We start from the raw sequence: 21,470 nt of genomic DNA, 5'->3' as shown, positions 1-21,470 counted from the left end.
ATTTCTTCTCCTAGGAATGACTACTGATACCGTAAGCGTAAGGTTCTGTAACTAAGGGTGGCTCCCCATGCCAGTTTTCCGTCGGTGGTGGAGAGAGTGTTGTCCATTCTAAGGTCAGAGCACGCCAGGGATTGCCACTAGCCCGTTCCCCCCTTGTCCAGCTATAAATCATGTTTACCAAGAAGGGGATAGTAGACAGAGCCAGAATAAGAGCACCGATGGAACAAATCACATTCAAACTGGTGAATTGAGGGTCATACTGGGCAACCCGTCTGGGCATACCTTGCAACCCCAAAATGTGCATAGGGAAGAAACACAAGTTAAAGCCAATATAAGTGAGGAAAAAGTGTACTCTCCCCCAAAATTCGTTATACATTCGCCCTGTCATCTTGGGAAACCAGTGGTACAAACCTGCATAGATGCCAAATACACTGCCGCCAAACAGGACATAGTGGAAATGCGCCACTACAAAATAGGTGTCGTGGACATGGAGGTCGATAGGAGCACTCCCCAACATCACCCCAGCTAAGCCCCCCATCACAAAAAGAGAAACGAAACCTAGAGCGAACAACATACTCGATCGGAAGTGAATTTTGCCTCGCCAGAGGGTAGCAATCCAACTGAATACCTTGATCCCCGTTGGTACTGCAACTAACAGCGTGCCCACCGTAAAGAAAATGCGTAGCCAGTCTGGCGTAGCACTAGTAAACATGTGGTGTGCCCAAACCAACAGCCCTAAACAGCAGATCATCATGCTGGAATAAGCGATCGCTTTGTAGCCAAAAATTGGCTTGCGAGCATGGACAGGTAAAATCTCTGAAATAATGCCAAACACAGGCAAAATCATCACATACACTGCTGGATGGGAATAAAACCAAAACAAATGCTGGTAGACAACTGGATCACCACCGCCAGCGGGATTAAAAAAGACAGTGCCAAAACAGATGTCAAATAGGAGCAAAATCAGAGCACCCGCTAGTACTGGTGTTGCTAACAGGGCAAGTACCGAAGTTGCCAACATCGCCCAGCAAAATAGGGGCATATGGAACAAGCCCATTCCCGGACGGCGCATTTTCAAAATCGTAGTGATGAAGTTTACTGCCGCCAGTATCGAGGAAGTACCAATCATGATAATGCTCAAAATCCACAGAACCTGCCCCGCCTTTTGGTCCGTGAGGATACTCAAAGGAGGATAGGCTGTCCACCCTGTAGAAGCAGGTCCTACAAAGAAACTAGCAATTAACAACAGTCCCGCCGGAATCGTCATCCAGAATGCCAGAGCATTGAGACGAGGGAAAGCCATGTCCCTTGCCCCAATCATCAGTGGCACTAGGTAGTTGCCAAATCCCCCCGTAACTGCCGGCACAATCCACAAAAAGATCATGATTGTCCCATGGAGGGTAAACATGCCGTTGTACAGGGACGGGTCTAGTAAATCTGGTTCAGGGGTTGTCAGCTCTGCCCGCACCAAGCCGGCTAGGGCACCGCCAATCAAATAAAACAAAAAGCTCGTAACAATATACTGAATGCCAATCACCTTGTGATCGATACAAAAACTGAAGTACTTCAGCCACTCTGGGCGACTGGCGGAATAGGAGGTAACTGCCGTAGTCATCGTACTAATTCCTCATTAATGACATGGTGAATGTGTGCTGGTACATGGTGAGGGATGGATGCAAAGAACTCTTCGCCTGGTTTGATTGCAATGGCTTTGCCTTGCTTCTGTGCTACTGCCTGTTCTGCTAACCACTTTTGGTAATCAGCCGGTGTATCTACTACCATTTCTGCTCGCATGCCACCGTGATAGGCTCCACACAACTCAGTACAGACTATATTGAAAGTACCCAGCCTGGTAGGTGTAAACTCCAAGTGAGTAGTCATGCCAGGAATGGCATCCTGCTTGAGTCGTAGTTCTGGTACCCAAAAGGCATGAATCACATCCATCGCCTGCATATTCAGACGCACTTTCTTGCCCAGGGGTACATGTAACTCACCACTAGTAACTTCTGTGCCAGGGTAGGTAAAAATCCAGGCAAACTGCATGGCTGTTACATCAACTTCTGTGACCCCTTCCTCTCCCTCTGTCATCGCTACATAGGTGGTGTGGGGGTGAGCGTGGTGGTGGGCAATCGTCAAGGGCTCTTTACCAACCATACGGTTGTAAACTAGAGTGCTATAAATCGATAGCCATAAAACTGTCACGATCGGTATTGCCGTCCACAGAATTTCTAAGCGCAAATTTTCGCCAATCCCTGGACCGTCCTCCTCATCCCCAGGACGACGCTGAAACACCAAAATAGCAAACACTAACAATCCTTCAATCAGTAGAAACACACCAAAGGCAATGCCAACCATCGTGTTGAATAACCGATCGTAGGCTTCTGCCTCCAGCCCCGCCGCCTCTGGCAGCAAGTGATTGTTGATACCGTACCAAACCGCTGCACTGATGATTAAGCCCACCAGTACCACGATCGAGACTATGCGTTGCGCTTTCATCTCATCTCCCTGATGACTGTATTAGTTATTTTTAGACACTAACCAGCCAAAAGCCCCAGTCTTTCTTATCTCTTCATATTTTCCCTGCTGGGAGATGGCGATCGGGTTTGAGGATCAGGGTGGCTAAGGGGGGGAGACAGAGATCGAGGGAATAGGGTTGCCCATGATAGGAAGTTTCCTCCGCTGTCTTGCCGCCCATATTGCCCGCACCGCTGCCCCCGTAGGTAGTGGCATCGCTGTTGAAAATCTCCCGATAGAAACCAGGCTCTGGCACACCAATCCGATAGCTATGGTGCAAAACGGGCGTAAAGTTACAAACTGTAACAACAAATTCATTATCTAAAGTGCGTCTTACAAAGGAGACAACGGAGTTATGGTTATCACTGCAATCAATCCAGTAGAAACCCTCGTGGCTAAAATCCTCTTCGTAGAGTGCTCTTTCTCTTTTAATCAGGGCATTGAGGTCTTTCAACAACTGTTGTAAGCCCTTGTGCAGGGGATATTGCAACAAGTGCCACTCCAAATCACCCCACACATTCCATTCACTCCACTGCCCAAACTCCATACCCATAAACAGGGTCTTTTTGCCAGGATGGGTGTACATATAGCTGTAGAGACAGCGCAGGTTGGCAAATTTCTGCCATTCATCCCCTGGCATCTTCCCTGGCATAGGACTCTTACCATGGACAACCTCATCGTGGGATAGCGCTAGCATAAAGTTCTCGGAAAAGGCATACATGATGCTAAAAGTAACATTGTTCTGATGGAATTGGCGGAACCAGGGGTCGAGGTGGAAGTAATCCAACATATCGTGCATCCAACCCATATTCCACTTGAGGTTGAAGCCTAATCCCCCCACATAGGTCGGCCAAGTACACATGGGCCAGGCAGTTGCTTCTTCGGCAATGGAAAGAATGCCAGGGAAGTAATGAAAAACAGTTTCATGTAACTGGCGCAAAAAGCGAATTGCTCCTAAATTCTCCCGCCCACCAAATTCATTTAATACATAATCTCCTTCTTCCCGACAGTAATCGAGATAGAGCATGGAGGAAACGGCATCTACCCGCATCCCGTCAATGTGGTACTTCTCATACCAGAACACCGCATTGGCAATCAAATAGTTGCGCACTTCATTGCGGTCGTAGTTAAAAATTAGAGTCCCCCACTGTTTGTGTTCGCCGCGGCGGGGGTCTGCGTGTTCGTAGAGGTGGGTGCCGTCAAAGTAAGCTAAGCCATGCCCATCCTTGGGGAAATGCCCCGGTACCCAGTCTATAATTACGCCAATCCCCTCCTGGTGACACCGATCGACAAAGTACATGAAATCCTGGGGTCTGCCGTAGCGGGAAGTGGCGGCATAGTACCCTACCACCTGATACCCCCAGGAACCATCAAAGGGATGTTCCTCGATCGGCAAGAGTTCAATATGGGTAAAGCCCATTTCCTTGACGTAGGGAATCAGGGTTTCTGCCAGTTCGCGGTAGGTGAGGAATCTAGCGCCAGGCTTGAGGTCAGCGGCAGGGACAGCGGGGTAGCCGTCCTTGGGGGGATGGTCCATCGAACCGTGTAACCAGGACCCCAGGTGGCACTCGTAGACCGTGATGGGCTGCTTGAGGGGGTTAGTGTGTGCCCGCTTTTCCATCCATTCTTGGTCGTGCCAGGTGTACTCTAGTTTGTTGACAATGGAAGCAGTGCGGGGACGAATTTCTTGCTGGAAGCCTACGGGGTCGGATTTTTGGTAAATATGCCCGTGACTATTACGAATCTCGTATTTGTAATGGGTACCCTCCCCTAAATCAGGAATAAATAGTTCCCACACCCCAGGATTTTCACGGCGCATGGGGTGTCGCCTGCCGTCCCAATGATTAAAGTCGCCAATAACCGACACGCTGCGGGCATTGGGTGCCCATACCGAAAAATATACCCCTTCTACCCCATCTACTTCTACCACATGAGCGCCCAGTTTCTCGTAGAGGTGGTGGTGATTGCCCTCCCCAAACAAGTAACGATCGAACTCCGTCCACAGAGAGAAAGTAAAGGCATAGGGGTCATGGACAGTCCGCTCCCCAATGATGTCAATGACATGGAACTGATAAGTGTAGGGGGGCTTGAGGTCTACTACTGCTTCAAAAAAATCGGGGTGCCCTAGTCGCTGCATCGGAATTACTGCCCCATCCGCCAACAGTTCCACCAAGGATGCCTGGGGAAAATAGGCTCGCACTGCCATCTTGCCATCCTGGGGATGAATACCTAAAACTTTGTGAGGATAAGCGTGGCGGGTCTCCGCAATATGGTAAAGTTCATCGAGACTGGCGGGCATAGGTAGTTAGTACAAACTGCTTAACCATAGTAATACCAGAAGCGCCTAACTATTCGCAAATCAACTATGAGTGTAGTGTTTTACCCAGGGGTGACGGTGGAACGGGAGGTCTCTATGCCCATGCGTGATGGGGTTAACCTCTGTGCCGATATTTATCGACCCCAGGAAAGGGGTACTAAGTTACCAATTTTGCTGATGCGCTTGCCCTACGGTAGGGAAATTGCTTCCACTGTGGCTTATCGCCATCCCAGTTGGTACGCCCAGCAAGGCTATATCGTGGTCATCCAGGAGGTGCGGGGCTGTGGTGACTCAGAGGGGGTGTTCTATCCCTTTCGGTGGGAGTATCGCGATGGCATGGACACGATCGCTTGGTGTCTCTCGGAAATTCCGGAAAATAACGGTAGGGTGGGAATGTATGGTCTGTCTTACCAGGGCTTGAATCAATTTCAGGCAGCGGTGATGCAACCACCAGGTTTGGTCACTATTTGTCCTGCCATGGCGGGGGCGGACTTGTTTCTGTGGCTGTACTGGGGGGGAGCTTTCTGTTGGGAGTTTGGCTTTACCTGGGCACTACAACTGGCGCAATTGCAAGCAACGGAACCCCTGGCTACCCAACTGTGGCAGGCGCAACAAACTGTCGGTCAGTTATTGCGATCGACCTTACCTCGGCAATTTCCCCCCCTGACTGCCAACCCCCAAGGGGAGTTTTATTTGGACTGGCTCAACAGCCGCACACCTCTGAGTTGGGAGTATTTGCATCCCCTAACTCGCTTCGATCGCTATGATGTCCCTGCCCTTCACATCGGCGGTTGGTATGATCCATTTATTGATAGTATTTGGCTGACCTATGAGCGGGCCTGTGCCGCAACTAAAAAACCGCAAAAGCTAATCATGGGTCCTTGGCAACACTTCCCCTGGCGACAACGGGTAGGAGAACTAGATTTTGGCAAGGAGGCAAACCGATCGGTAGATGAACTACAGATTGCTTGGTTTGATTTTTGGCTAAAAGACATCGATAACGGTATTGCTAAGAGAGAACCGACTCTCTTTTTTGTGATGGGAAAAAACACCTGGGTGACAGACCTCAATGCAACTACTGCTCTCACTTACTATCTCCACAGTGACGGCAGATTAGACCCTACTCCTCCTCCTGCTGACACTCCCAGTATTTATGTCTACGAACCCTGGAACCCTACGCCCAGTACACCCTACGCCCCCTACAACCAAAGGCAAATTAACGATCGCTGGGATTGTGTCAGTTTTTGGAGTGAAGTATTAACAGAGTCAATCACGATCGGGGGTATCGCTGAATGTTATTTGGAGGCAAGCACCACCGCCCCAGATACGGATTGGGTAGTGAAATTGCTAGACGGTTATCCCGATGGCAGAGAAATGTTGGTGACCATGGGAGTGCTACGCGCTAGCTACGGCGGCAAAAAACCAGAGGATCGAGAAGTATTAACTTACCATATTCCCCTGCGACCTACCTGTCATTGCTTTGCCCAGGGTCATCGTCTCGGTTTGGTAGTTAGTTCAGCCGCCTTTCCCCTCATCGAAAGACACAGTAACATCGCAGGTGACCCCTCTGCCACTACCCCTAAACAATGGCAAGCTGCTACCCAACTGATTTTCCCCACCGCAAAATTGTCCCTCCCCGTGCTCCGCATAACTGACTAAAATGTGCGTCGATCTGTGCGTCGCTAATTTAACTCTTCCCTCAAATTCTTTTCCAGGGCAGTTTTGCCCAAATTTATACATCCCTCACTCAAAGATGTTTAGAAAGGGCTTATGTCAAACCAACTACAAACAGGAAGGCTGTCCTGTCCCACTGGGTATGATTGTCAAACCCCTTGGCTTAGCTCCAGGTAGATGTGTTCTAGGCTCACTGGTTGGCGGGTAATAGCATCGATCGGTATGCCTGCAAAATATTCCAAAATCTGTTTTAGCTCCCACAGGTCAGGTATCCAGAGAGCTAGTTGCTGTCCATAGCGACGGCTGACTAAACCCAAAGCCTGGGCACGATCGAGGATTGCCTGTTCGTCAGGGGATTGAATGGTAACAATTTCCTGGGCGGGGATATGCTGTCTGAGTTGTTGGAGAGTACCTTCGGCAATCAATTTCCCCCGCTGCAAAATGCCAATCTTGTTGCATAGGCGCTCAATTTCATCGAGAAAATGACTACTGATGAGGAGAGTTGTACCTGTGTCTTGCAAATGGCGGATGACTGACCACATCTGATAGCGGGCTTCTAAATCCAAGCCTGTGGTTGGTTCATCCAAAATCACTAGCTTTGGTTGATGAATAAGGGCAATGGCAATACTTAAACGCCTCTGCATGCCGCCACTGAGGGTTTCTGCTACACTATCTGCTCGATCGGTCAAATCGACTAACTCCAGGCAAGTTTTAACTCTGTCTTGCAGTTGTTTCCCCCATAGACCATAGAGCTGACCAAAAAAGCAGAGATTCTCTCGACAAGTAAGAGATGGGTAAATGAGATTTTGTTGGGGTGCCACACCAATCAGGTGTCTGTTGTGGGAACCAAGGGGAGTATCATCAAGCCAGACTTGACCCCGATCGGGTTGCAGTAAGTGGCAAATGATGTTGATGGTAGTAGTTTTACCTGCGCCATTCGGTCCCAATAGACCGTAGACCGTGCCAGTTTCCACATTGATATGGAGATTAGTTAGTACTTGCTGATCGCCAAACGCTTTGTAGATACCTTCTAGTTGCAACACTAGAGATGGCGCTCCCGCTCACGCATTTGATTGTAGGATAGCCAGGCTCCCACCACCATCACCAGGGCAAAGGCGAGGAGAAAGGTAAAATGATGACTAATGTCAGACCAAGCTCGATCCTGTAGCACACCAGCTAGTAACTCATTGATGTGATAGACAGGATTCCACAGGGCAATCTCTTTGAGATTGGCAGGAAAGAACTCTGCGGGAATGAAAGAGCCCCCTAGCAAAAGTAAGGGCACACCAAAGGTAGCAATCAAAGCATTGACATCTTCTGTCCGTTTAGCAATCTGTGTCCCCAATATAAAGCCGCATCCCACATAGGCGAGAATACTAAGAGCAATCACCAAAACAACCAGAGCAATAGACCCCTCAAATTTTGCCCCCGCCACCACAGCCATCGTAAAAACAATCAGTGTTTGTCCTACCCCAATCAAACTATGGGCAAGAAAAATGCCCAGGAAATAACCAAGACCAGAAAGAGGAGACAGAAACAAGCGTTTAATCGTCTGCTGCTCTCGTTCCGCTACAACAGTGGATACTGTACCTCCTAGACAACTAAAAAAAAGAGCTGCACCCACGATCGTCAAAGGAGTAGCCAATTTATAGGCTTCCGCCAGAGACAGCTGTGTTCTTTCTTCCAAAATCGCCACATTCAACAGCAGAATAAAGACAGGGAAAATAGCCCACAAAATCAAGCTCCGACGCCGCCGACAGAGCTCACAGAGAATGCGTTGGGCAACCGCGATCGTTCCCTGCCACATAACACCTTCACGCCGAAGATTGCTTTGCTTTTTTCTTCCGTTCTGCCTCTACTAGGTCTGCCATCATTTGTTTCGTCTGCTGCACCTTTTCCAAATTCGAGCGGTAAATATCTAGATCGCGCAAAAACCGATCGGCAGGATGGCTATTTTCCAGACCCCAATGGGGGTAGAGAGCTTGGCAAGCTTGTTTTAGCAGATCAGTCCTCTGGGCTTCTTCTGGTGTCAGTTTAGCAATAAGAGTGAATAGACCCACAGCAAACAGGCGACTGTATTTGAACCGCGGATTAGCAGCAATAGCCTGCCAGTGAGCATCTAAAGGAGACAAATCAATCGTGCTTTTGAGGCTGGTAAGGAGCTGCTGTACCTCTTGGGGGTAACTATCTACCAGTTCTATGAGTTTCTGGGCATCCTGGCGCAGCTGTTGGGGGTCAAGGCGTACCGATCGGATGAGCGCTTCCCAGAGGGGTTGTACATCACCTCGATAGCCCTCCATAAATTGGTCAAAAATGGTGACAGTCCCTAGGGCAAATACGCAATCATAACGAAAAGTCGTATCCACCGTCAGCAGATGGAGTTCCACCAACAGTTCGTCAATTATTTTGCGATAGACAGCACTGATGGGGTGAGGGAAAGCTCGCAAAAATGTGCGCTTAGTATCAGCAACCGTAGGGACAGTATTCACAGACAACCCCTTCACAACATCCCTAATCTTAAACCATCTGTGCCCCTAGCTGTACAATCTTTGGAGATACTCTCCCTCTAACACTTGGTCGGGTTTACCCATAAAAACTACGGAGCGATTAATACCAATCACCCAATCCACCTGTTGCCGTAGCAAGGACAAATCATGGGAGACCTGTAAAATTGTCCAACCATACAGAGACTGTAACTGTCCCAGCAGTTCTGTAAAAGCTACAGCTCCCGCCCGATCGACTCCCGCTAGTGCTTCATCCAGCACCAAAAACTGCGGCTGCAAGACAAGACAGTAAGCCAAAAGCATCCGTTTTAGCTCCCCGCCACTCAACCCCCCGATCGGTTTTTGTCGTTTATGGTCTAACCCCACTTGGTAGAGAGCCTCCCGCACCCTCTGTTTACAACCCGCAGACCGCTGGGCACAGCCGAGAGCCACCATCTCTGCCACGGACAGGGGGAAATTACGAGGGAAAGGCAATTTTTGTGGTACATAGCCCACAACAGGCTGACGGAGAAACTCTACCCGCCCCCGATAGGGAATCAAACCCAGAATCGCCTGCACTAGGGAACTCTTACCTGCCCCATTGGGACCAACGATCGCTGTGTGGCTGCCCACAGGTAACTGGAAAGACACTCCCTCCACGACACGGCAATGACCCCGATCGATCGTCAAATTCTCCACCCGCAAGAGGGGTTGGGCTTCCCTATCCTGGTGTTCTATCTCCTTGCGCTTGCTCAAATCTTGTCCCTACTTACACACCGCCTCCAAGGTTGCCAAGTTCTGGCGCATCACCCTAAAGTAGTAGTCAGACTGGAGTTCTCCCCGTTCTAGAGGGTCAAGAGTTCTCACAGGCAATTTGAGTTCCTGGGCAATTTGTTGCAATCTCTTATCATCAACCCCTGGCTCTGAGAGGAGCGCTTTAACTGGGAATTTTTGGGCAGCACTTTTCACCCGTTGGATGTCTTGGGGTTTGAGGACATCTTCCGGCAATTCCACCACCGCCATTTGCTGCAGACCGTAGCGCTTGGCTAGGTAGGGGAAGGCATCATGGAAGGCAATAAACTTGCAGCCCCTCACAGGCGCTAACCTGTTGCGGAATTCTTGGTCTAGGTTCTGTAGCTGCTTGATGAAATTAGCCGCATTAGTTTTGTAGACTGGGGCATTGGGGGGGTCAGCCGCCACTAAACCATCTCGGATATTATTCACTTGCTGGATAGCTAGAACGGGATCTAACCAGACATGGGGATTACCTGCACTGTGGCTATGACCGTGTCCATGCTTGTGGTCGTGACCATGATTGTGTTTATGTCCCTCTTCCTTGAGGGGCTGGATACCTTTGCTAGCATCAATTACCCGTAGATTGCGCTTACCCACATTTTTCAGCAAGCCCGTCATAAATTCCTCTAAGCCTAGACCGTTCATCACCACTACGTTTGCCTGGGCAAGGGTACGGGCATTGGCAGGTGTTGCTTGATACTCATGGGCACTCATGCCAGGGGGCACCAGCACCTCTACATCCGCTCTGTCCCCCACTACCCCCTTAGTAAACCAGTACATGGGCAGAAACGTGGCTACCACCTTCGGTCTCTGACTCTGTCCCCAACCAGGAAAACCCAGTAACGCCAACAATCCCAGGGCAGTAACTAACTTACGCATACCCATTCCCAGACACGATAATGATTATCATAACCGATCGTTAAATTTATTAACCTCGCCTTAATTCTGCGCGGGGGAGGAGGCAACGTATAATGGCGGTGTATGGTTCAGGAGGGTCCCCAGAAACTGGTCGTGAGTCAGTATTCCCCAGACCAGCGGGAAGCCAAGATTTTGCGGTTACTGCGTGCTTATCAGGAGGAGCCGCGCCCTAGCCTCCTGCAGAAGTTAATCCGTTTGAATATGGGGATTGTCTATGAGGTTTTGGCAGAGTTTGGGGACTTATATCCACCCGAGCAGTTGATGGAAACCAGCCAGAGGGCTTTGGAGGAGGCTTTTCATCGCTTCGACTTGGGAGGAGAGCAACCTTTTGCTTTGTTTGCCAAGGAGTACATTTGCCAGAAACTAACGGGGATTTGTGAGAAGGACAAGGGAGCAACTACAGCAGACACAGTGAAGACCAGAACCAGGGAGCTATTGGAGTTGTATCAGCAAAATCCCACCCTTGGGCTGCGCAATCAAATTGTCAACCTCAATATCGGTTTGGTGCGTAAGGAAGCCAGTCATTGGGCAAGTCAATGTCAAGAGTCCTGGGAAGAGCTGATGCAGGTAGGCTGCCTGGGACTGATCAGAGCGATCGAGCGCTTTGATCTATCCCGTGGGTATGCCTTTAGTTCCTTTGCTCTGCCTTACATTCGCGGGGAAATCCAGCACTATTTACGGGACAAAAGCCCCACTATCAAAGTACCACGGCGCTGGCAGGAACTCTACAGTGAAGCGGGACAGCACCACAAACGCCTGCGGGAAGAATTAGGGCGGGAACCTACTAGCCAAGAAATTGCCCAAGCTCTGCAAATCAGTGTGGAGGAGTGGCAAGAAATTAAGTTAGCTTTGCAAAACCGATCGCCCCTGAGTTTGGACACCCCCCTAACCGAGGATGAGGATACGACAGCTTCTTTGGGGGACATGCTACCTGACAATCGCTATCGGGACTTTCAATTAGCCCAGGAAGATGTGATCCGCCTGCGGGAAGCTATGAGTACCCTAGAGAAAAAGACGCAACAGATTTTGGAATTTGTATTTGTGCGGGAATTCACCTATAAAGAGGTGGCAGAAATGCTGGGTATCAGTGCTGTAACGGTCTCCCGCCAGGTAAAAAAGGGCCTGAAGCTGCTCAAAGAACTACTCATGACCCCCATCGATGACTAACTTTCCGCTGTTTTTTCCTCCTCAAACAGGGCAGAGCCCATTACTTCGTAGCCACAGTCAGCATAGATGATTTGTCCTGTCACACAGCTAGCTAAGTCACTGGCAAGAAAAGCAGCCACATTTCCCACCTCAATCTGACTGACCAGGCGGCGCAGGGGGGCAACCTTTTCGGCATAGTGCATCATTTTATGAATGTCTCCCACCGCGGAAGAAGCGAGAGTGCGAATGGGACCGGCGGAAATGCCATTTACTCTGATGTTGTGGGGCCCCAGGTCCGCTGCCAAGTACTTGACATTCATTTCCAAAGCCGCCTTAGCAATACCCATGACATTGTAGTTGGGGATCACCCGCACTCCCCCAATGTAGGTGAGGGTAATTACACTGCCTCCAGAAGTCATCAGGGGCTTAGCACCGCGGCAGAGAGCGATGAGGGAATAGGCACTCACATCCAAAGCTAGTTGGAAACCCCCACGGGAAATATTGCTGAAACTGCCTGAGAGGTCTTCCTTATTGGCAAACGCTAAACAGTGGATGAGGATGTCCAACCTACCCCACTTTTCCCCGATCGCCTCATACATAGCAGCAATTTGGGCATCGTCTTGCACGTTGCAGGGCAGGATGAGATGGGGGTTCAAAGGAGCTGTTAATTCCTCTACCTTGCTTTTGATGCGGTCCCGATCGTCCGGTAGGTAGGTCACCGCCAAATTAGCCCCCGCTTTGTGTAATTGTTGGGCAATTCCCCAGGCAATGGAGCGATTATTGGCAATGCCGGTTACCAGGGCGTTTTTGCCCGTCAGGTCAAGTAATCCTGTCATGGAGTTAGAAACTGGGTTGAGCTAGGCTTACCAGTGTACCAGAAATCAGTTGCAGGACAAAGATAGCTAACATGGGGGACAAATCCCAGCCACCGATCGGGGGAATAAGAGAACGGAAGAGGTCTAGGTAAGGGTCACTAATTTCTCTCAGGAAGCGGAAGGGTTGGCTATACCAGTCAATTTGGGGAAACCAGGTCAGCAATACCCGCACAATCAATAGCAAAGAATAGATGCTGATAGCTGATAGCAAGCTGTTAATCACGACATCCATAGTTCCCTTCCCCTTGGCACTGGGCGTATTATACCCGATCGGTTGTGCCTCTGGTCACGCCCAACTGATTTTGCAGTTTTAGTTTTTGCCACACTTCTTTGCCTGTAATTTGCCCTGCCAGGAGTTGGCGATAGAGATGAATGGTGGTGGCGACTAGGTGGGGTGGTTCCTGCAGAAATTCCAGGCGGAAATACCTAACCCCCAGCTTTTGCAATTTGGGGACATGTTCTGCCCCTGTCTGTGCCCTACCGTTAAATAAAGTATTGCGACAACCCGCATCCGCCTGCAAGATATGTTCCACCCCCACCCTATCCCGCAATTTCACTGTATGTTTTTCGCAGGGACGACCGCAGTTAGTGTAGTCTTGGCCGCTAGAGAGAAAGGTACAGAATACACAGTGCTCCATGTGGAAGAGGGGCATATGTTGATGAATAGTCACTTCTAGCCAATCCCTAGGGCAAGCCTGTACTAAGTCGCTCAGTTGGTCAATGTTGAGGTCATAGGAGCAGGTGAGGCGCTGGAGGGGGTAGTTACGCAGGAAGTATTGCGCTGTGAGGGGGTTAGCCACATTGAAAGAAAAATCCCCGATCGTGGGGTAGTCCCCAAAGAACTCCAGGTGGTCGTAGTTGCGAATTAAATAGCCATCTGCTCCACTATTCAACACTTGTTGTAGTATCCATTGCTCCCCTGGCTTGGTAATGCGGGGCGGTGCTACCCAAATCTGACTGGCTTTGCCCGACTGACGGACGTAGCTAATGATCGTTTTATAGCGCCTGGGGTCTTCTAGTTCGCAGTAGATGAGGGGAATGTCTAGGTCTAGGGCTACCCGCAGTTGGTCTAGATTGCGCACCAAAACTAGTAGTTGGCTCTCTGTTGCTACTGGGTTGGCAGGAGGCGGGGGCAGGAGGGAGAGATAGGAAGCTTGGGGGTTTATTTGCCACTGGGGATGGAGGGATAAATGTTGGGCTAATTTACTGACAATTGTTCTGCGCATTTGATTGAGGACACTCACGGGTAAGATCACTTCTCCCTGCAGGTCAACAGTTAATTTGTCCAGATAGAAGGGCGTATTGCCTAGGCGACTGAGTTGCTCCCATAGCTGATCGTAGGTGAGGGGTTGGTTAGTGGCAGCTTGTAGGGGTTGGGGAGAGTCTATAGACACTTGGTGCCCCAGGTGGTCTTGGGCAGTGATGGTGAGGGGTTGGTGGAGTGCCCCTGTGACATGGAGAGCGATCGGGTAACGTTTGGGGGGAATCTCCCCCTTGTAGGTCTGGTGTAATTCCTGTTCTAGTTTGGGGTCACTAGTTTTCCAAACTTCGTCCCCTGGCTTGATTTGCCGTAAATCCCCATTCTGCTTCCCTAGGCTAATCCCTACCTCCTGTCCTTGCGTTGTGACTCCATAGACCCTGCCCCCCCATTCCTGCTCCCCTCTGATGATTGCCACCCCGTCTCCCTTTGCCACGGGCACTACCGAGCGAAACCATACCTTTCCCTCCCTGATGGCACGCACCTGACCGAGATACACCCCCCGCTTCTTGCTATAGCGCCCGTGCACTAATTTTTGGTTGTCAATTCCCCCCAACCACCCCGTGTAAAAGCCCCTGGAAAAACTCATCGCCAAAGTGTACCAATCCCGATCGGTGGGTGTGTATTCCCCCGTATCTAGGAGACGATCGAGGGCTTGCCTATAGGTTTTGGTAACTGCCGCTACATATTCAGGCGTTTTCAACCTGCCCTCAATCTTGAGAGAAGCTACCCCACTTTTGAGCAATTCCCCCAACAGCTCAATACCCGCCAAATCCTGGGGGCTGAGGAGATATTTCCGATCGCCCACATCCCAGACCTTGCCATCTACGACCAATTCATAGGGCAGGCGACAAGCTTGGGCACATTCCCCCCGATTGGCTGACCTACCCCCTAGAGCTTCACTAGTGAGACATTGTCCCGAATAAGCTACACACAGCGCCCCATGCACAAACACCTCTAGGGGCAAATCTACCCGTTGCTGAATTTTCTGGATTTCCTGGATAGAACACTCCCGCGCCAAAACCACTAAATTGCACCCCAACTGCTGGGCAAAGTTAACCCCCGCCGCACTGGTAATTGTCATCTGCGTGGAAGCATGGATAGGAAAATCGGGAGAAAGATGGCGAATCAAGCAACACAGCCCTACATCCTGCACGATCGCTGCATCTACCCCCGCCTGGATAATTGCCTTGAGGTAGTTTTCTACCGCCGCCAGTTCCTCTGTAAAAATGAGGGTGTTGAGAGTGACATAGCCCCTTACCCCCCGCCCATGGAGAAAATCCAGCAATTTGGGCAAGTCCCCCAATGTAAAGTTATCAGCCCGCATCCTCGCGTTGAACTGGTCTAAACCAAAGTAAATAGCATCTGCCCCGTTTGCGACCGCCGCTTTAGCACAATCCCAATTGCCTGCAGGGGCTAGAAGCTCGACCATTTTTCTGCCGTTACACTGGGGGGTATAGTTTGTTTCTCCCTCTCTATTAGCTTAATCGACATTTCATCAGGGTCTAAGAAACCTTCCCGATGGAGGAGAGCATCCTGCTGACCACCGGTACTAAAGGCTTGGGCTAAGCGTTCCCGTTGCAATTCAATCTGAGCTTCCATGACCGCCACTTCCCGATCGAGTTCTTTTAGGCGATCGAGTTGCACTTTTTGATACTTTGCCAAATGGACAATGCCTATTACTGCCCCCCCCGACAGCAGAAGACTGACAAACGTAACGCCTAGCATCTCTAGGGCACGTCCCAGAGTATGGCGTTCTTGCTGAAGGCGGAATTTAGTCTCAGGGGAAATAAAGCTACCAGAACTAGGACTAGCATTCTCCTTGTTGGGAAAAGGAGTCACCCTACTACCCTTTCTGGCTCTGGCTTTTTGTCCTGTTGGCATCTCTGGTTGACTGACGGAGCGCATCACTACGGGACGAGCCTGTTGAGCCGAGAGTCGTTTTCTGGTAGCCATGCTTTGTTAACTAGTGTTTCAACTATTCGTTAGCGAGGGCGGAACCCAGCAATGCTGCCATAACAGCGGGAAACAGAGCAACCACCAAAGCGGTGAACACCTGTGCATCGGAAAGCTGCATATTAAGCTCCTAATATTAACGACATAGGATTAACTGTACACCCTAGGGGCTATTCCTGCCAACCCATCAGTTGAAATCAATTACCCACGACCCCACGTAACGCAGTAGAGGCTTGTCATCGGCGCTGATCAAATTGGCATCAAACTTGTAAATCCCGGGGAAATAGGGGTTAGTCACACCCGCTAAAACGATCGTCACAGGCACATTGGGGGGCACAGGTTCAGCTACTACGAATTCAATGCGGCGGGCTTGCATGTCTAGCTTTTTACTGCGCAGTGCCACAGGCTTATCCTTGATGCGTACTTCCATCCGATCGGGGTCAAATCTGCCGTCAAAAGTTTCGGGAATGTTGATAATAATTTCACCAATTTTGAATTTCTGGGGTTTGAGGTCAAGGAAATAGCGATCGATATTTTTAGCATTGCCATCATCGAGGGTGTAATTGAGGGCGCGGTCCCGCACATCCCCAAACAAAATGAACCCCGATCCCGCCTGTGCCAGGGTAGGCAGAGCCAACATACCAGTCAGTACCATCGATAGAAATAGAGCAGATTTAGCCATAGTTACCTGTCTCCGCTAATACGCCAGCATACTGGACGAAATTTTTCAGGATTTGTAGCCCGATCGGACCCGATTTTTCGGGATGAAACTGTAACCCCATAATATTGCCTTGCCCCACTGCCACAGCAGGGTGAAACCCCCCGTAATCCGTTGTAGCAGTAACGATCATTTTGTCTACAGGTTCAACATAGTAGGAATGGACAAAATAGACCCAAGGATGCGCAGGCAGATGCTGCCACAAAACCCACCCATCGCCTGCTGAGCTTGTCGAAGCAGAGCTTGTCGAAGCAGAGCTTGCCGAACCACAAATTTCCAAGCGATTCCAGCCCATGTGGGGCAAAGGTACAGCAGGCAAAGCAGGTAACCGTTGCACATCCCCCTTGAGAATGCCCAGACCTGCTTTTTCTCCCTCTGCCGATCGTTCAAATAGCATCTGCAACCCCAGACAAATTCCTAGCAATGGCTTCCCCTTAGCTGCCCAGTCTTGGAGAGGATGAATCAAGTCTTTTTGTTGTAAGGCTGTCATCCCGGCATCGAACGCTCCCACCCCAGGTAATACGATTGCCCTTGCCCCAGCAAAATCTTGGTAACGATCGGTAATTTGTACTGCCGCCCCACCCAGCTGCAAAGCTTTGACTACCGAGTGGAGATTAGCGACCCTTGAATTAATCACTAAAATTGTCATGGAGATATATTGCCATAAAAAAAGCCCCCGATCGGGGGCAAAGCAATCCCACCTGCTGAGCCTGTCGAAGCTAAGCCTGTCGAAGCTGAGCCTGTCGAAGCTGAGCCTAACAGATTTGTTAGAGGGTGACCTTGAACACTTTGTTCTTTTCCTCTTCTGCCTTGGGCAGGGTGAGATGAAGAATACCATCTTTGTATTCTGCCTTGGTTTGATTATTTTGAACACGGGCAGGCAGAGGAATCACCCGTTGGAATTTGCCATAGCGGAATTCAGAGCGCGTGACACCGTCTTCTGTGGTCTTGGTTTCGGAGCGCCGTTCCCCCGTAATAGATACGGAGTTAGCAGTTACTTGGATGTCCAATTCTTTGGGGTCAATACCAGGCAACTCTAAGCGCAGGTTGATGGCTTCATTAGTTTCTTCCAGCTCCGCAGCGGGCATGAAAGCATAGGGAGAAACACTTTCTGCCGTAGCAAATAGACTGTCAAACAAGCGATTCATTTCTTTTTGAATAGCATCAAATTCACGGAAGGGTTGATAACGTACTAGAGCCATATCTGTATACCTCCTTCTTTAGTTTTTTTTCGTCACTTTCGTGACAATTACACCATAACAAATCTATGTAAATCTGGTGGTAGGGTTTTCAATACCAACTAAACTCTAGCTAACCGAACCTCTGTTAAAATACTTAACAAAACTTGGGGAGATTATGTTAGCAAAACGCATCATTCCTTGTTTAGACGTGACAGCAGGTAGAGTAGTCAAAGGTGTCAACTTTGTCGACTTAAAAGATGCCGGTGACCCTGTAGAATTAGCCCAGCGCTATAACCAAGCGGGAGCAGACGAACTAGTATTTTTAGACATCACTGCCACCCATGAAGACCGTCAGATTCTCATTGATGTGGTGCGCCGTACTGCCGAACAAGTATTTATTCCCCTCACGGTAGGGGGTGGCATTCGGGATGTGGACACCATCGCTGACCTGTTACAGGCGGGGGCAGACAAAGTCAGCCTCAATTCCGCTGCCGTGAGAAACCCTGATTTGGTCAACCAAGCCGCCGATCGGTTTGGCAGTCAGTGTATAGTCATCGCCATTGATGCCAGAAGTAGACCCGATCGTTCAGGCTGGGACGTGTATGTACGGGGGGGCAGAGAGAACACAGGGTTAGACGCTCTTGCCTGGGCAGAAGAGGTAGTGAGACGGGGGGCAGGGGAACTGCTAGTGACCAGTATGGATGCCGACGGCACCCAGGCAGGCTACGATGTGGCGTTGACCAGAGCAATAGTCGATCGGGTACCAGTACCAGTGATTGCTTCTGGCGGGGCAGGTAACTGCCAGCACATTGAGACAGTTCTAACAGCGGGCAAGGCCAGTGCCGCCCTCTTGGCATCCCTCCTACACTATGGTCAACTCACGATCGATGAGATTAAAAGTCATTTGCAACAAGCAGGAGTTCCTGTTAGGACTAATTCTTGATTTCAACTTTTCCTGTCTGTCAGCCACCTGACAATTCCCTCTGCTAGTACATCTGCCAACTGTTGTTGTGCTTGGGGGTCAGTGATCCAAGCAAACTCCTGGGGATGGGTCATAAAACCCAGTTCTAGCAGGACAGAGGGAGCGATCGTGGGTCGGGTGAGGGCGAGATTGCCCCAAAATACACCGTAGGACTGGCGGTTTAGTTTACCTGTGAGATAGTCGTGTAAAAATTGGGCTAGGTGGTGGCTGTGGGGATGATACCAAAATGTCCCGATCCCCTGGGTGGTTTCCGCATCACCATTGTCGGGGAGGGCGTTGTAGTGCAGACTGAGGGCGAGGGTGGGTTTGACTCTGTTAATTATCTCGGCTCGCTGCTGGGGCAATAAATCTTCGTCCCCCGATCGGGTCAAAATTACTTCTATCCCCTTTGTCTGCAGTGCTCGGGCAAGGAGTTGTGCTACTTTGAGGGTGACATCCTTTTCGGGATAGCCGTTGGGTCCCCGCGCCCCCAAATCATTGCTACTGCCATGCCCTGGATCGATTAGCACCCTCACCTGGGGACTGGGATGGCGCACCGTTAGCACCAGCGTATTGCCCTCATAGCGGGTACTGTAGCCCCATTGCTGCTTAGTTTTGAAAGTTAAGGTATACTCCACCCGATCGGGGCTGACCTGCTGAAAATCAAGGCGCTCAATCACAGGATTTGGGGAGAGAAAAACCGTATCGGTTTGAGCAGTGACATAGTGGAGAGTTAAGACCAATTTTTGCGCTTCCTGCCGAATACTGATGGGTACAGGTACTTCTAGGGGAAAGAGAATCTCTGTTGCTGCCATTCCTGGGCGGCTACTCACGCCCCGAATTATGCTGCGTACTGGCGTAGCCCGCTCGATCGTTTTTGTGTCCTTTTGTTCAATCCAAGCCCCATATTCCAAGCGCAGCCAATTACCTATCTGTCCCGTTACCATTGCTTGGGTACCCTGGGGTAAAGGAGTCAAGCGGGAATAGTCCGTCCCCGGACCGCTGCGGGTAACTGCTTGGTCAGTAGTGACCAGGACTGTGGGGAAAGTTTCCCGTATGACCAGTTCTCCTGGGGCAGGGGCAGTGATGCTGCGGTCTCCCTGGGTCAATTTGTAGACATACTTACCACTGATAGCTTGGCGGGTACAGCCCTGATAGAGTCCCGGTTGACGGCTGTGAGTTTGGGCAGTGTGGGTCAAGACAGCGTGATTAGGAGGAAGGACTAACTGGGGCACGGAAACAAGGGACATCTGCCAGTTCTCCCTAGCGACTGTCACAGTAGAGTTAGGTGTGGCAATTGCTTGGAAACAAACCAATTCCCCTGGGGGTAAAACCACTTTTTGGCGGGGAAAGAGAGAATCCGGCACAAAACCAAAAGCTGGGGGGACAGGGACAGCGGGCAGACGATCGATTCTCAGTATTTTCCGTTGCTGTCCATAGGTGACCGTCAGTTCATTTCTCCCCAGGCGCAGGGGAAAACTAGGGGCAAAATGCCCAAACTCGCTACGGCGAATAGGTTTGCCATTCACGAAAACATTCCCCCCCTTGGGGGCGGTACCAAGGACAAAAATACGATCGCTAGTAGTTGTATGTTGGGGTGGGGGATAGGTAACAATCAACATCAGCCTAGGAGGGGCTGGTGAGCCTCGCCGAACAACTGCTCCACTGCCGCCACAATATCTTCAGGTTGCGGGATGGTCAAATTCTCTAGCCTGGTATTGTAGGGAGTGGGTACGTCCTTAGCCGCTAAACGGACAATAGGAGCATCCAGCTCATCAAAAAACCGATCGTTAATTGAGGCAATAATTTCTGCGCCAATGCCCCCACAGCGCATATCCTCCTCCACAATGATCAAACGATGGGTTTTCTGCAAAGATGCACCGATCGTGTCCATATCCAGGGGCTTAAGGGAAATTAAATCAATGACTTCGGGGTCATAGCCCTTAGGTAGGAGAGTTTCCAACGCCTTGAGGACATGGTAACGCATACGGGAATAGGTAACGATCGTGACATCTTTACCCCGTCGGACAATTTCTGCCTTATCTAGGGGCAAGAGGTACTCCTCATCGGGCAGATTTTCCTTTAAGTTGTAGAGCAGAACATGCTCGAAAAAGATAACAGGATTATCATCCCGAATAGCAGATTTGAGCAGACCCTTAGCGTTGTAGGGCGTAGAGCAAGCCACCATCTTAATCCCCGGCACATTTTGGAAATAAGCCTCCAGTCTTTGGGAGTGTTCTGCCCCCAGATTTCTACCTACCCCCCCCGGACCACGCACTACCAAAGGAATCTTGAAATTCCCCCCCGACGTGTAGCGCAACATCCCCGCATTATTGGCAATTTGGTTGAAAGCAAGGAGTAAAAAGCCCATGTTCATACCCTCAATCACAGGGCGCAAACCCGTCATCGCTGCCCCGATCGCCAAGCCCGTAAAACTATTTTCACAAATGGGCGTATCCAGCAAGCGCAATTCACCGTATTTTTTGTAGAGGTCTTTCGTCACCTTGTAGGAGCCACCGTAGTGTCCTACGTCTTCGCCCAAAACAAACACCCTGGCATCTCTAGCCATTTCCTCATCCAAAGCTGCCCGTAGAGCATTAAAGAATGTGTACTCTGCCATAAGTTTTTGCAATTCCGTTTGCCCATTATAAGGGAAGCGCCTAGGGTGAATGCA

21 protein-coding genes are annotated in these 21,470 nt (G+C 50.2%); 3 read left to right on the top strand and 18 right to left on the bottom strand.

Features of this window, described 5'->3' with window-relative positions; genetic code table 11:
- Nucleotides 1–10 precede the first annotated feature (10 nt).
- From ctaD to glgB, 3 genes are all read right to left on the bottom strand, one after another.
- The gene (gene ctaD / locus NZM01_03855) at nucleotides 11–1,615 is read right to left on the bottom strand and encodes a cytochrome c oxidase subunit I (protein ID MCS6959161.1); all 1,605 of its coding nucleotides are present in this window, start codon (nucleotides 1,613–1,615) and stop codon (nucleotides 11–13) included.
- A complete protein-coding gene (gene coxB, locus NZM01_03850; protein MCS6959160.1) occupies nucleotides 1,612–2,496 on the bottom strand; it encodes a cytochrome c oxidase subunit II in 885 nt (294 codons plus the stop codon). Before coxB ends, ctaD begins: the two co-directional genes overlap by 4 nt.
- Before the next feature lie 73 nt (nucleotides 2,497–2,569).
- Nucleotides 2,570–4,813 carry a 1,4-alpha-glucan branching protein GlgB gene (glgB, locus tag NZM01_03845; protein MCS6959159.1) on the bottom strand — a complete coding sequence of 748 codons (2,244 nt, stop codon included), beginning with the start codon at nucleotides 4,811–4,813 and terminating at the stop codon, nucleotides 2,570–2,572.
- A gap of 66 nt (nucleotides 4,814–4,879) precedes the next feature.
- Between glgB and NZM01_03840 the strand changes: the two genes are divergently transcribed.
- On the top strand, nucleotides 4,880–6,490 hold the full coding sequence (locus NZM01_03840; protein ID MCS6959158.1) for a CocE/NonD family hydrolase: 1,611 nt from the start codon (nucleotides 4,880–4,882) through the stop codon (nucleotides 6,488–6,490).
- Nucleotides 6,491–6,654: 164 nt separating this feature from the next.
- Here the strand turns inward: NZM01_03840 and NZM01_03835 are convergent, their stop codons facing one another.
- From NZM01_03835 to NZM01_03815, 5 genes are read right to left on the bottom strand one after another with little or no spacing between them, the layout of a single operon-like run.
- Nucleotides 6,655–7,548 carry an ABC transporter ATP-binding protein gene (locus NZM01_03835; protein ID MCS6959157.1) on the bottom strand — a complete coding sequence of 298 codons (894 nt, stop codon included), beginning with the start codon at nucleotides 7,546–7,548 and terminating at the stop codon, nucleotides 6,655–6,657.
- Nucleotides 7,548–8,312, bottom strand: coding sequence for an ABC transporter permease (locus NZM01_03830; protein ID MCS6959156.1), 765 nt, complete (start codon nucleotides 8,310–8,312; stop codon nucleotides 7,548–7,550). Before NZM01_03830 ends, NZM01_03835 begins: the two co-directional genes overlap by 1 nt.
- A gap of 7 nt (nucleotides 8,313–8,319) precedes the next feature.
- Entirely contained in the window at nucleotides 8,320–8,994 is a 675-nt protein-coding gene (psb29, locus tag NZM01_03825) for a photosystem II biogenesis protein Psp29 (protein MCS6959155.1), read from the bottom strand.
- 45 nt (nucleotides 8,995–9,039) lie between these two features.
- Nucleotides 9,040–9,744 carry a metal ABC transporter ATP-binding protein gene (locus NZM01_03820; GenBank protein MCS6959154.1) on the bottom strand — a complete coding sequence of 235 codons (705 nt, stop codon included), beginning with the start codon at nucleotides 9,742–9,744 and terminating at the stop codon, nucleotides 9,040–9,042.
- Nucleotides 9,745–9,753: 9 nt separating this feature from the next.
- Nucleotides 9,754–10,662 carry a zinc ABC transporter substrate-binding protein gene (locus NZM01_03815; GenBank protein ID MCS6959153.1) on the bottom strand — a complete coding sequence of 303 codons (909 nt, stop codon included), beginning with the start codon at nucleotides 10,660–10,662 and terminating at the stop codon, nucleotides 9,754–9,756.
- A gap of 411 nt (nucleotides 10,663–11,073) precedes the next feature.
- Here NZM01_03815 and NZM01_03810 point away from each other — a divergent pair, with 411 nt between their 5' ends.
- Nucleotides 11,074–11,868, top strand: coding sequence for an RNA polymerase sigma factor SigF (locus NZM01_03810; protein ID MCS6959152.1), 795 nt, complete (start codon nucleotides 11,074–11,076; stop codon nucleotides 11,866–11,868).
- Here the strand turns inward: NZM01_03810 and fabI are convergent.
- From fabI to NZM01_03770, 8 genes are all read right to left on the bottom strand, one after another.
- Nucleotides 11,865–12,683 carry an enoyl-ACP reductase FabI gene (gene fabI / locus NZM01_03805; GenBank protein ID MCS6959151.1) on the bottom strand — a complete coding sequence of 273 codons (819 nt, stop codon included), beginning with the start codon at nucleotides 12,681–12,683 and terminating at the stop codon, nucleotides 11,865–11,867. The two genes, NZM01_03810 and fabI, sit on opposite strands and share 4 nt — an antisense overlap.
- 4 nt (nucleotides 12,684–12,687) lie before the next feature.
- Nucleotides 12,688–12,954: a YggT family protein gene (locus tag NZM01_03800; protein ID MCS6959150.1), complete on the bottom strand. Its 267-nt coding sequence runs from the start codon at nucleotides 12,952–12,954 to the stop codon at nucleotides 12,688–12,690.
- Between the two features lie 28 nt (nucleotides 12,955–12,982).
- Nucleotides 12,983–15,412, bottom strand: coding sequence for a U32 family peptidase (locus tag NZM01_03795; protein MCS6959149.1), 2,430 nt, complete (start codon nucleotides 15,410–15,412; stop codon nucleotides 12,983–12,985).
- The gene (locus NZM01_03790; protein MCS6959148.1) at nucleotides 15,397–15,936 is read right to left on the bottom strand and encodes a hypothetical protein; all 540 of its coding nucleotides are present in this window, start codon (nucleotides 15,934–15,936) and stop codon (nucleotides 15,397–15,399) included. Before NZM01_03790 ends, NZM01_03795 begins: the two co-directional genes overlap by 16 nt.
- 22 nt (nucleotides 15,937–15,958) lie before the next feature.
- Entirely contained in the window at nucleotides 15,959–16,057 is a 99-nt protein-coding gene (gene psaM / locus NZM01_03785) for a photosystem I reaction center subunit XII (protein MCS6959147.1), read from the bottom strand.
- Between the two features lie 66 nt (nucleotides 16,058–16,123).
- Entirely contained in the window at nucleotides 16,124–16,618 is a 495-nt protein-coding gene (locus NZM01_03780; protein ID MCS6959146.1) for a DUF2808 domain-containing protein, read from the bottom strand.
- On the bottom strand, nucleotides 16,611–17,303 hold the full coding sequence (gene hisH, locus NZM01_03775) for an imidazole glycerol phosphate synthase subunit HisH (protein MCS6959145.1): 693 nt from the start codon (nucleotides 17,301–17,303) through the stop codon (nucleotides 16,611–16,613). The genes NZM01_03780 and hisH overlap by 8 nt, the downstream gene beginning before the upstream one ends.
- 118 nt (nucleotides 17,304–17,421) lie before the next feature.
- The gene (locus NZM01_03770; protein ID MCS6959144.1) at nucleotides 17,422–17,856 is read right to left on the bottom strand and encodes an Hsp20/alpha crystallin family protein; all 435 of its coding nucleotides are present in this window, start codon (nucleotides 17,854–17,856) and stop codon (nucleotides 17,422–17,424) included.
- 154 nt (nucleotides 17,857–18,010) lie between these two features.
- Here NZM01_03770 and hisF point away from each other — a divergent pair, with 154 nt between their 5' ends.
- Nucleotides 18,011–18,778 carry an imidazole glycerol phosphate synthase subunit HisF gene (hisF, locus tag NZM01_03765; protein MCS6959143.1) on the top strand — a complete coding sequence of 256 codons (768 nt, stop codon included), beginning with the start codon at nucleotides 18,011–18,013 and terminating at the stop codon, nucleotides 18,776–18,778.
- Between the two features lie 2 nt (nucleotides 18,779–18,780).
- Here hisF and NZM01_03760 read toward each other — a convergent pair whose 3' ends face one another.
- Together NZM01_03760 and NZM01_03755 are read right to left on the bottom strand one after the other, a co-directional pair.
- Complete coding sequence (locus tag NZM01_03760) at nucleotides 18,781–20,418, bottom strand: N-acetylmuramoyl-L-alanine amidase (GenBank protein MCS6959142.1); 1,638 nt, start codon at nucleotides 20,416–20,418, stop codon at nucleotides 18,781–18,783.
- Nucleotides 20,418–21,416 carry an alpha-ketoacid dehydrogenase subunit beta gene (locus NZM01_03755; protein ID MCS6959141.1) on the bottom strand — a complete coding sequence of 333 codons (999 nt, stop codon included), beginning with the start codon at nucleotides 21,414–21,416 and terminating at the stop codon, nucleotides 20,418–20,420. Before NZM01_03755 ends, NZM01_03760 begins: the two co-directional genes overlap by 1 nt.
- Nucleotides 21,417–21,470 lie beyond the last annotated feature (54 nt).

It is taken from the genome of Pseudanabaenaceae cyanobacterium SKYG29 (genome assembly GCA_025055675.1).
Lineage (GTDB): Bacteria > Cyanobacteriota > Cyanobacteriia > Pseudanabaenales > Pseudanabaenaceae > M5B4.
Note: the sequence above shows the minus strand (reverse complement) of the source record. Positions and strands in the feature narration are given on the sequence as shown.

Coding starts and splice junctions, on each gene's coding strand:
- NZM01_03755 (MCS6959141.1), bottom strand. CDS start 21,416: ATGGCAGAGTACACATTCTTTAATGCTCTACGGGCAGCTTTGGATGAG.
- NZM01_03770 (MCS6959144.1), bottom strand. CDS start 17,856: ATGGCTCTAGTACGTTATCAACCCTTCCGTGAATTTGATGCTATTCAA.
- NZM01_03790 (MCS6959148.1), bottom strand. CDS start 15,936: ATGGCTACCAGAAAACGACTCTCGGCTCAACAGGCTCGTCCCGTAGTG.
- ctaD (MCS6959161.1), bottom strand. CDS start 1,615: ATGACTACGGCAGTTACCTCCTATTCCGCCAGTCGCCCAGAGTGGCTG.
- hisF (MCS6959143.1), top strand. CDS start 18,011: ATGTTAGCAAAACGCATCATTCCTTGTTTAGACGTGACAGCAGGTAGA.
- hisH (MCS6959145.1), bottom strand. CDS start 17,303: ATGACAATTTTAGTGATTAATTCAAGGGTCGCTAATCTCCACTCGGTA.
- fabI (MCS6959151.1), bottom strand. CDS start 12,683: ATGACAGGATTACTTGACCTGACGGGCAAAAACGCCCTGGTAACCGGC.
- glgB (MCS6959159.1), bottom strand. CDS start 4,813: ATGCCCGCCAGTCTCGATGAACTTTACCATATTGCGGAGACCCGCCAC.
- NZM01_03830 (MCS6959156.1), bottom strand. CDS start 8,312: ATGTGGCAGGGAACGATCGCGGTTGCCCAACGCATTCTCTGTGAGCTC.
- NZM01_03840 (MCS6959158.1), top strand. CDS start 4,880: ATGAGTGTAGTGTTTTACCCAGGGGTGACGGTGGAACGGGAGGTCTCT.
- NZM01_03800 (MCS6959150.1), bottom strand. CDS start 12,954: ATGGATGTCGTGATTAACAGCTTGCTATCAGCTATCAGCATCTATTCT.
- NZM01_03760 (MCS6959142.1), bottom strand. CDS start 20,418: ATGTTGATTGTTACCTATCCCCCACCCCAACATACAACTACTAGCGAT.
- psaM (MCS6959147.1), bottom strand. CDS start 16,057: ATGCAGCTTTCCGATGCACAGGTGTTCACCGCTTTGGTGGTTGCTCTG.
- NZM01_03780 (MCS6959146.1), bottom strand. CDS start 16,618: ATGGCTAAATCTGCTCTATTTCTATCGATGGTACTGACTGGTATGTTG.
- NZM01_03815 (MCS6959153.1), bottom strand. CDS start 10,662: ATGCGTAAGTTAGTTACTGCCCTGGGATTGTTGGCGTTACTGGGTTTT.
- coxB (MCS6959160.1), bottom strand. CDS start 2,496: ATGAAAGCGCAACGCATAGTCTCGATCGTGGTACTGGTGGGCTTAATC.
- NZM01_03795 (MCS6959149.1), bottom strand. CDS start 15,412: ATGGTCGAGCTTCTAGCCCCTGCAGGCAATTGGGATTGTGCTAAAGCG.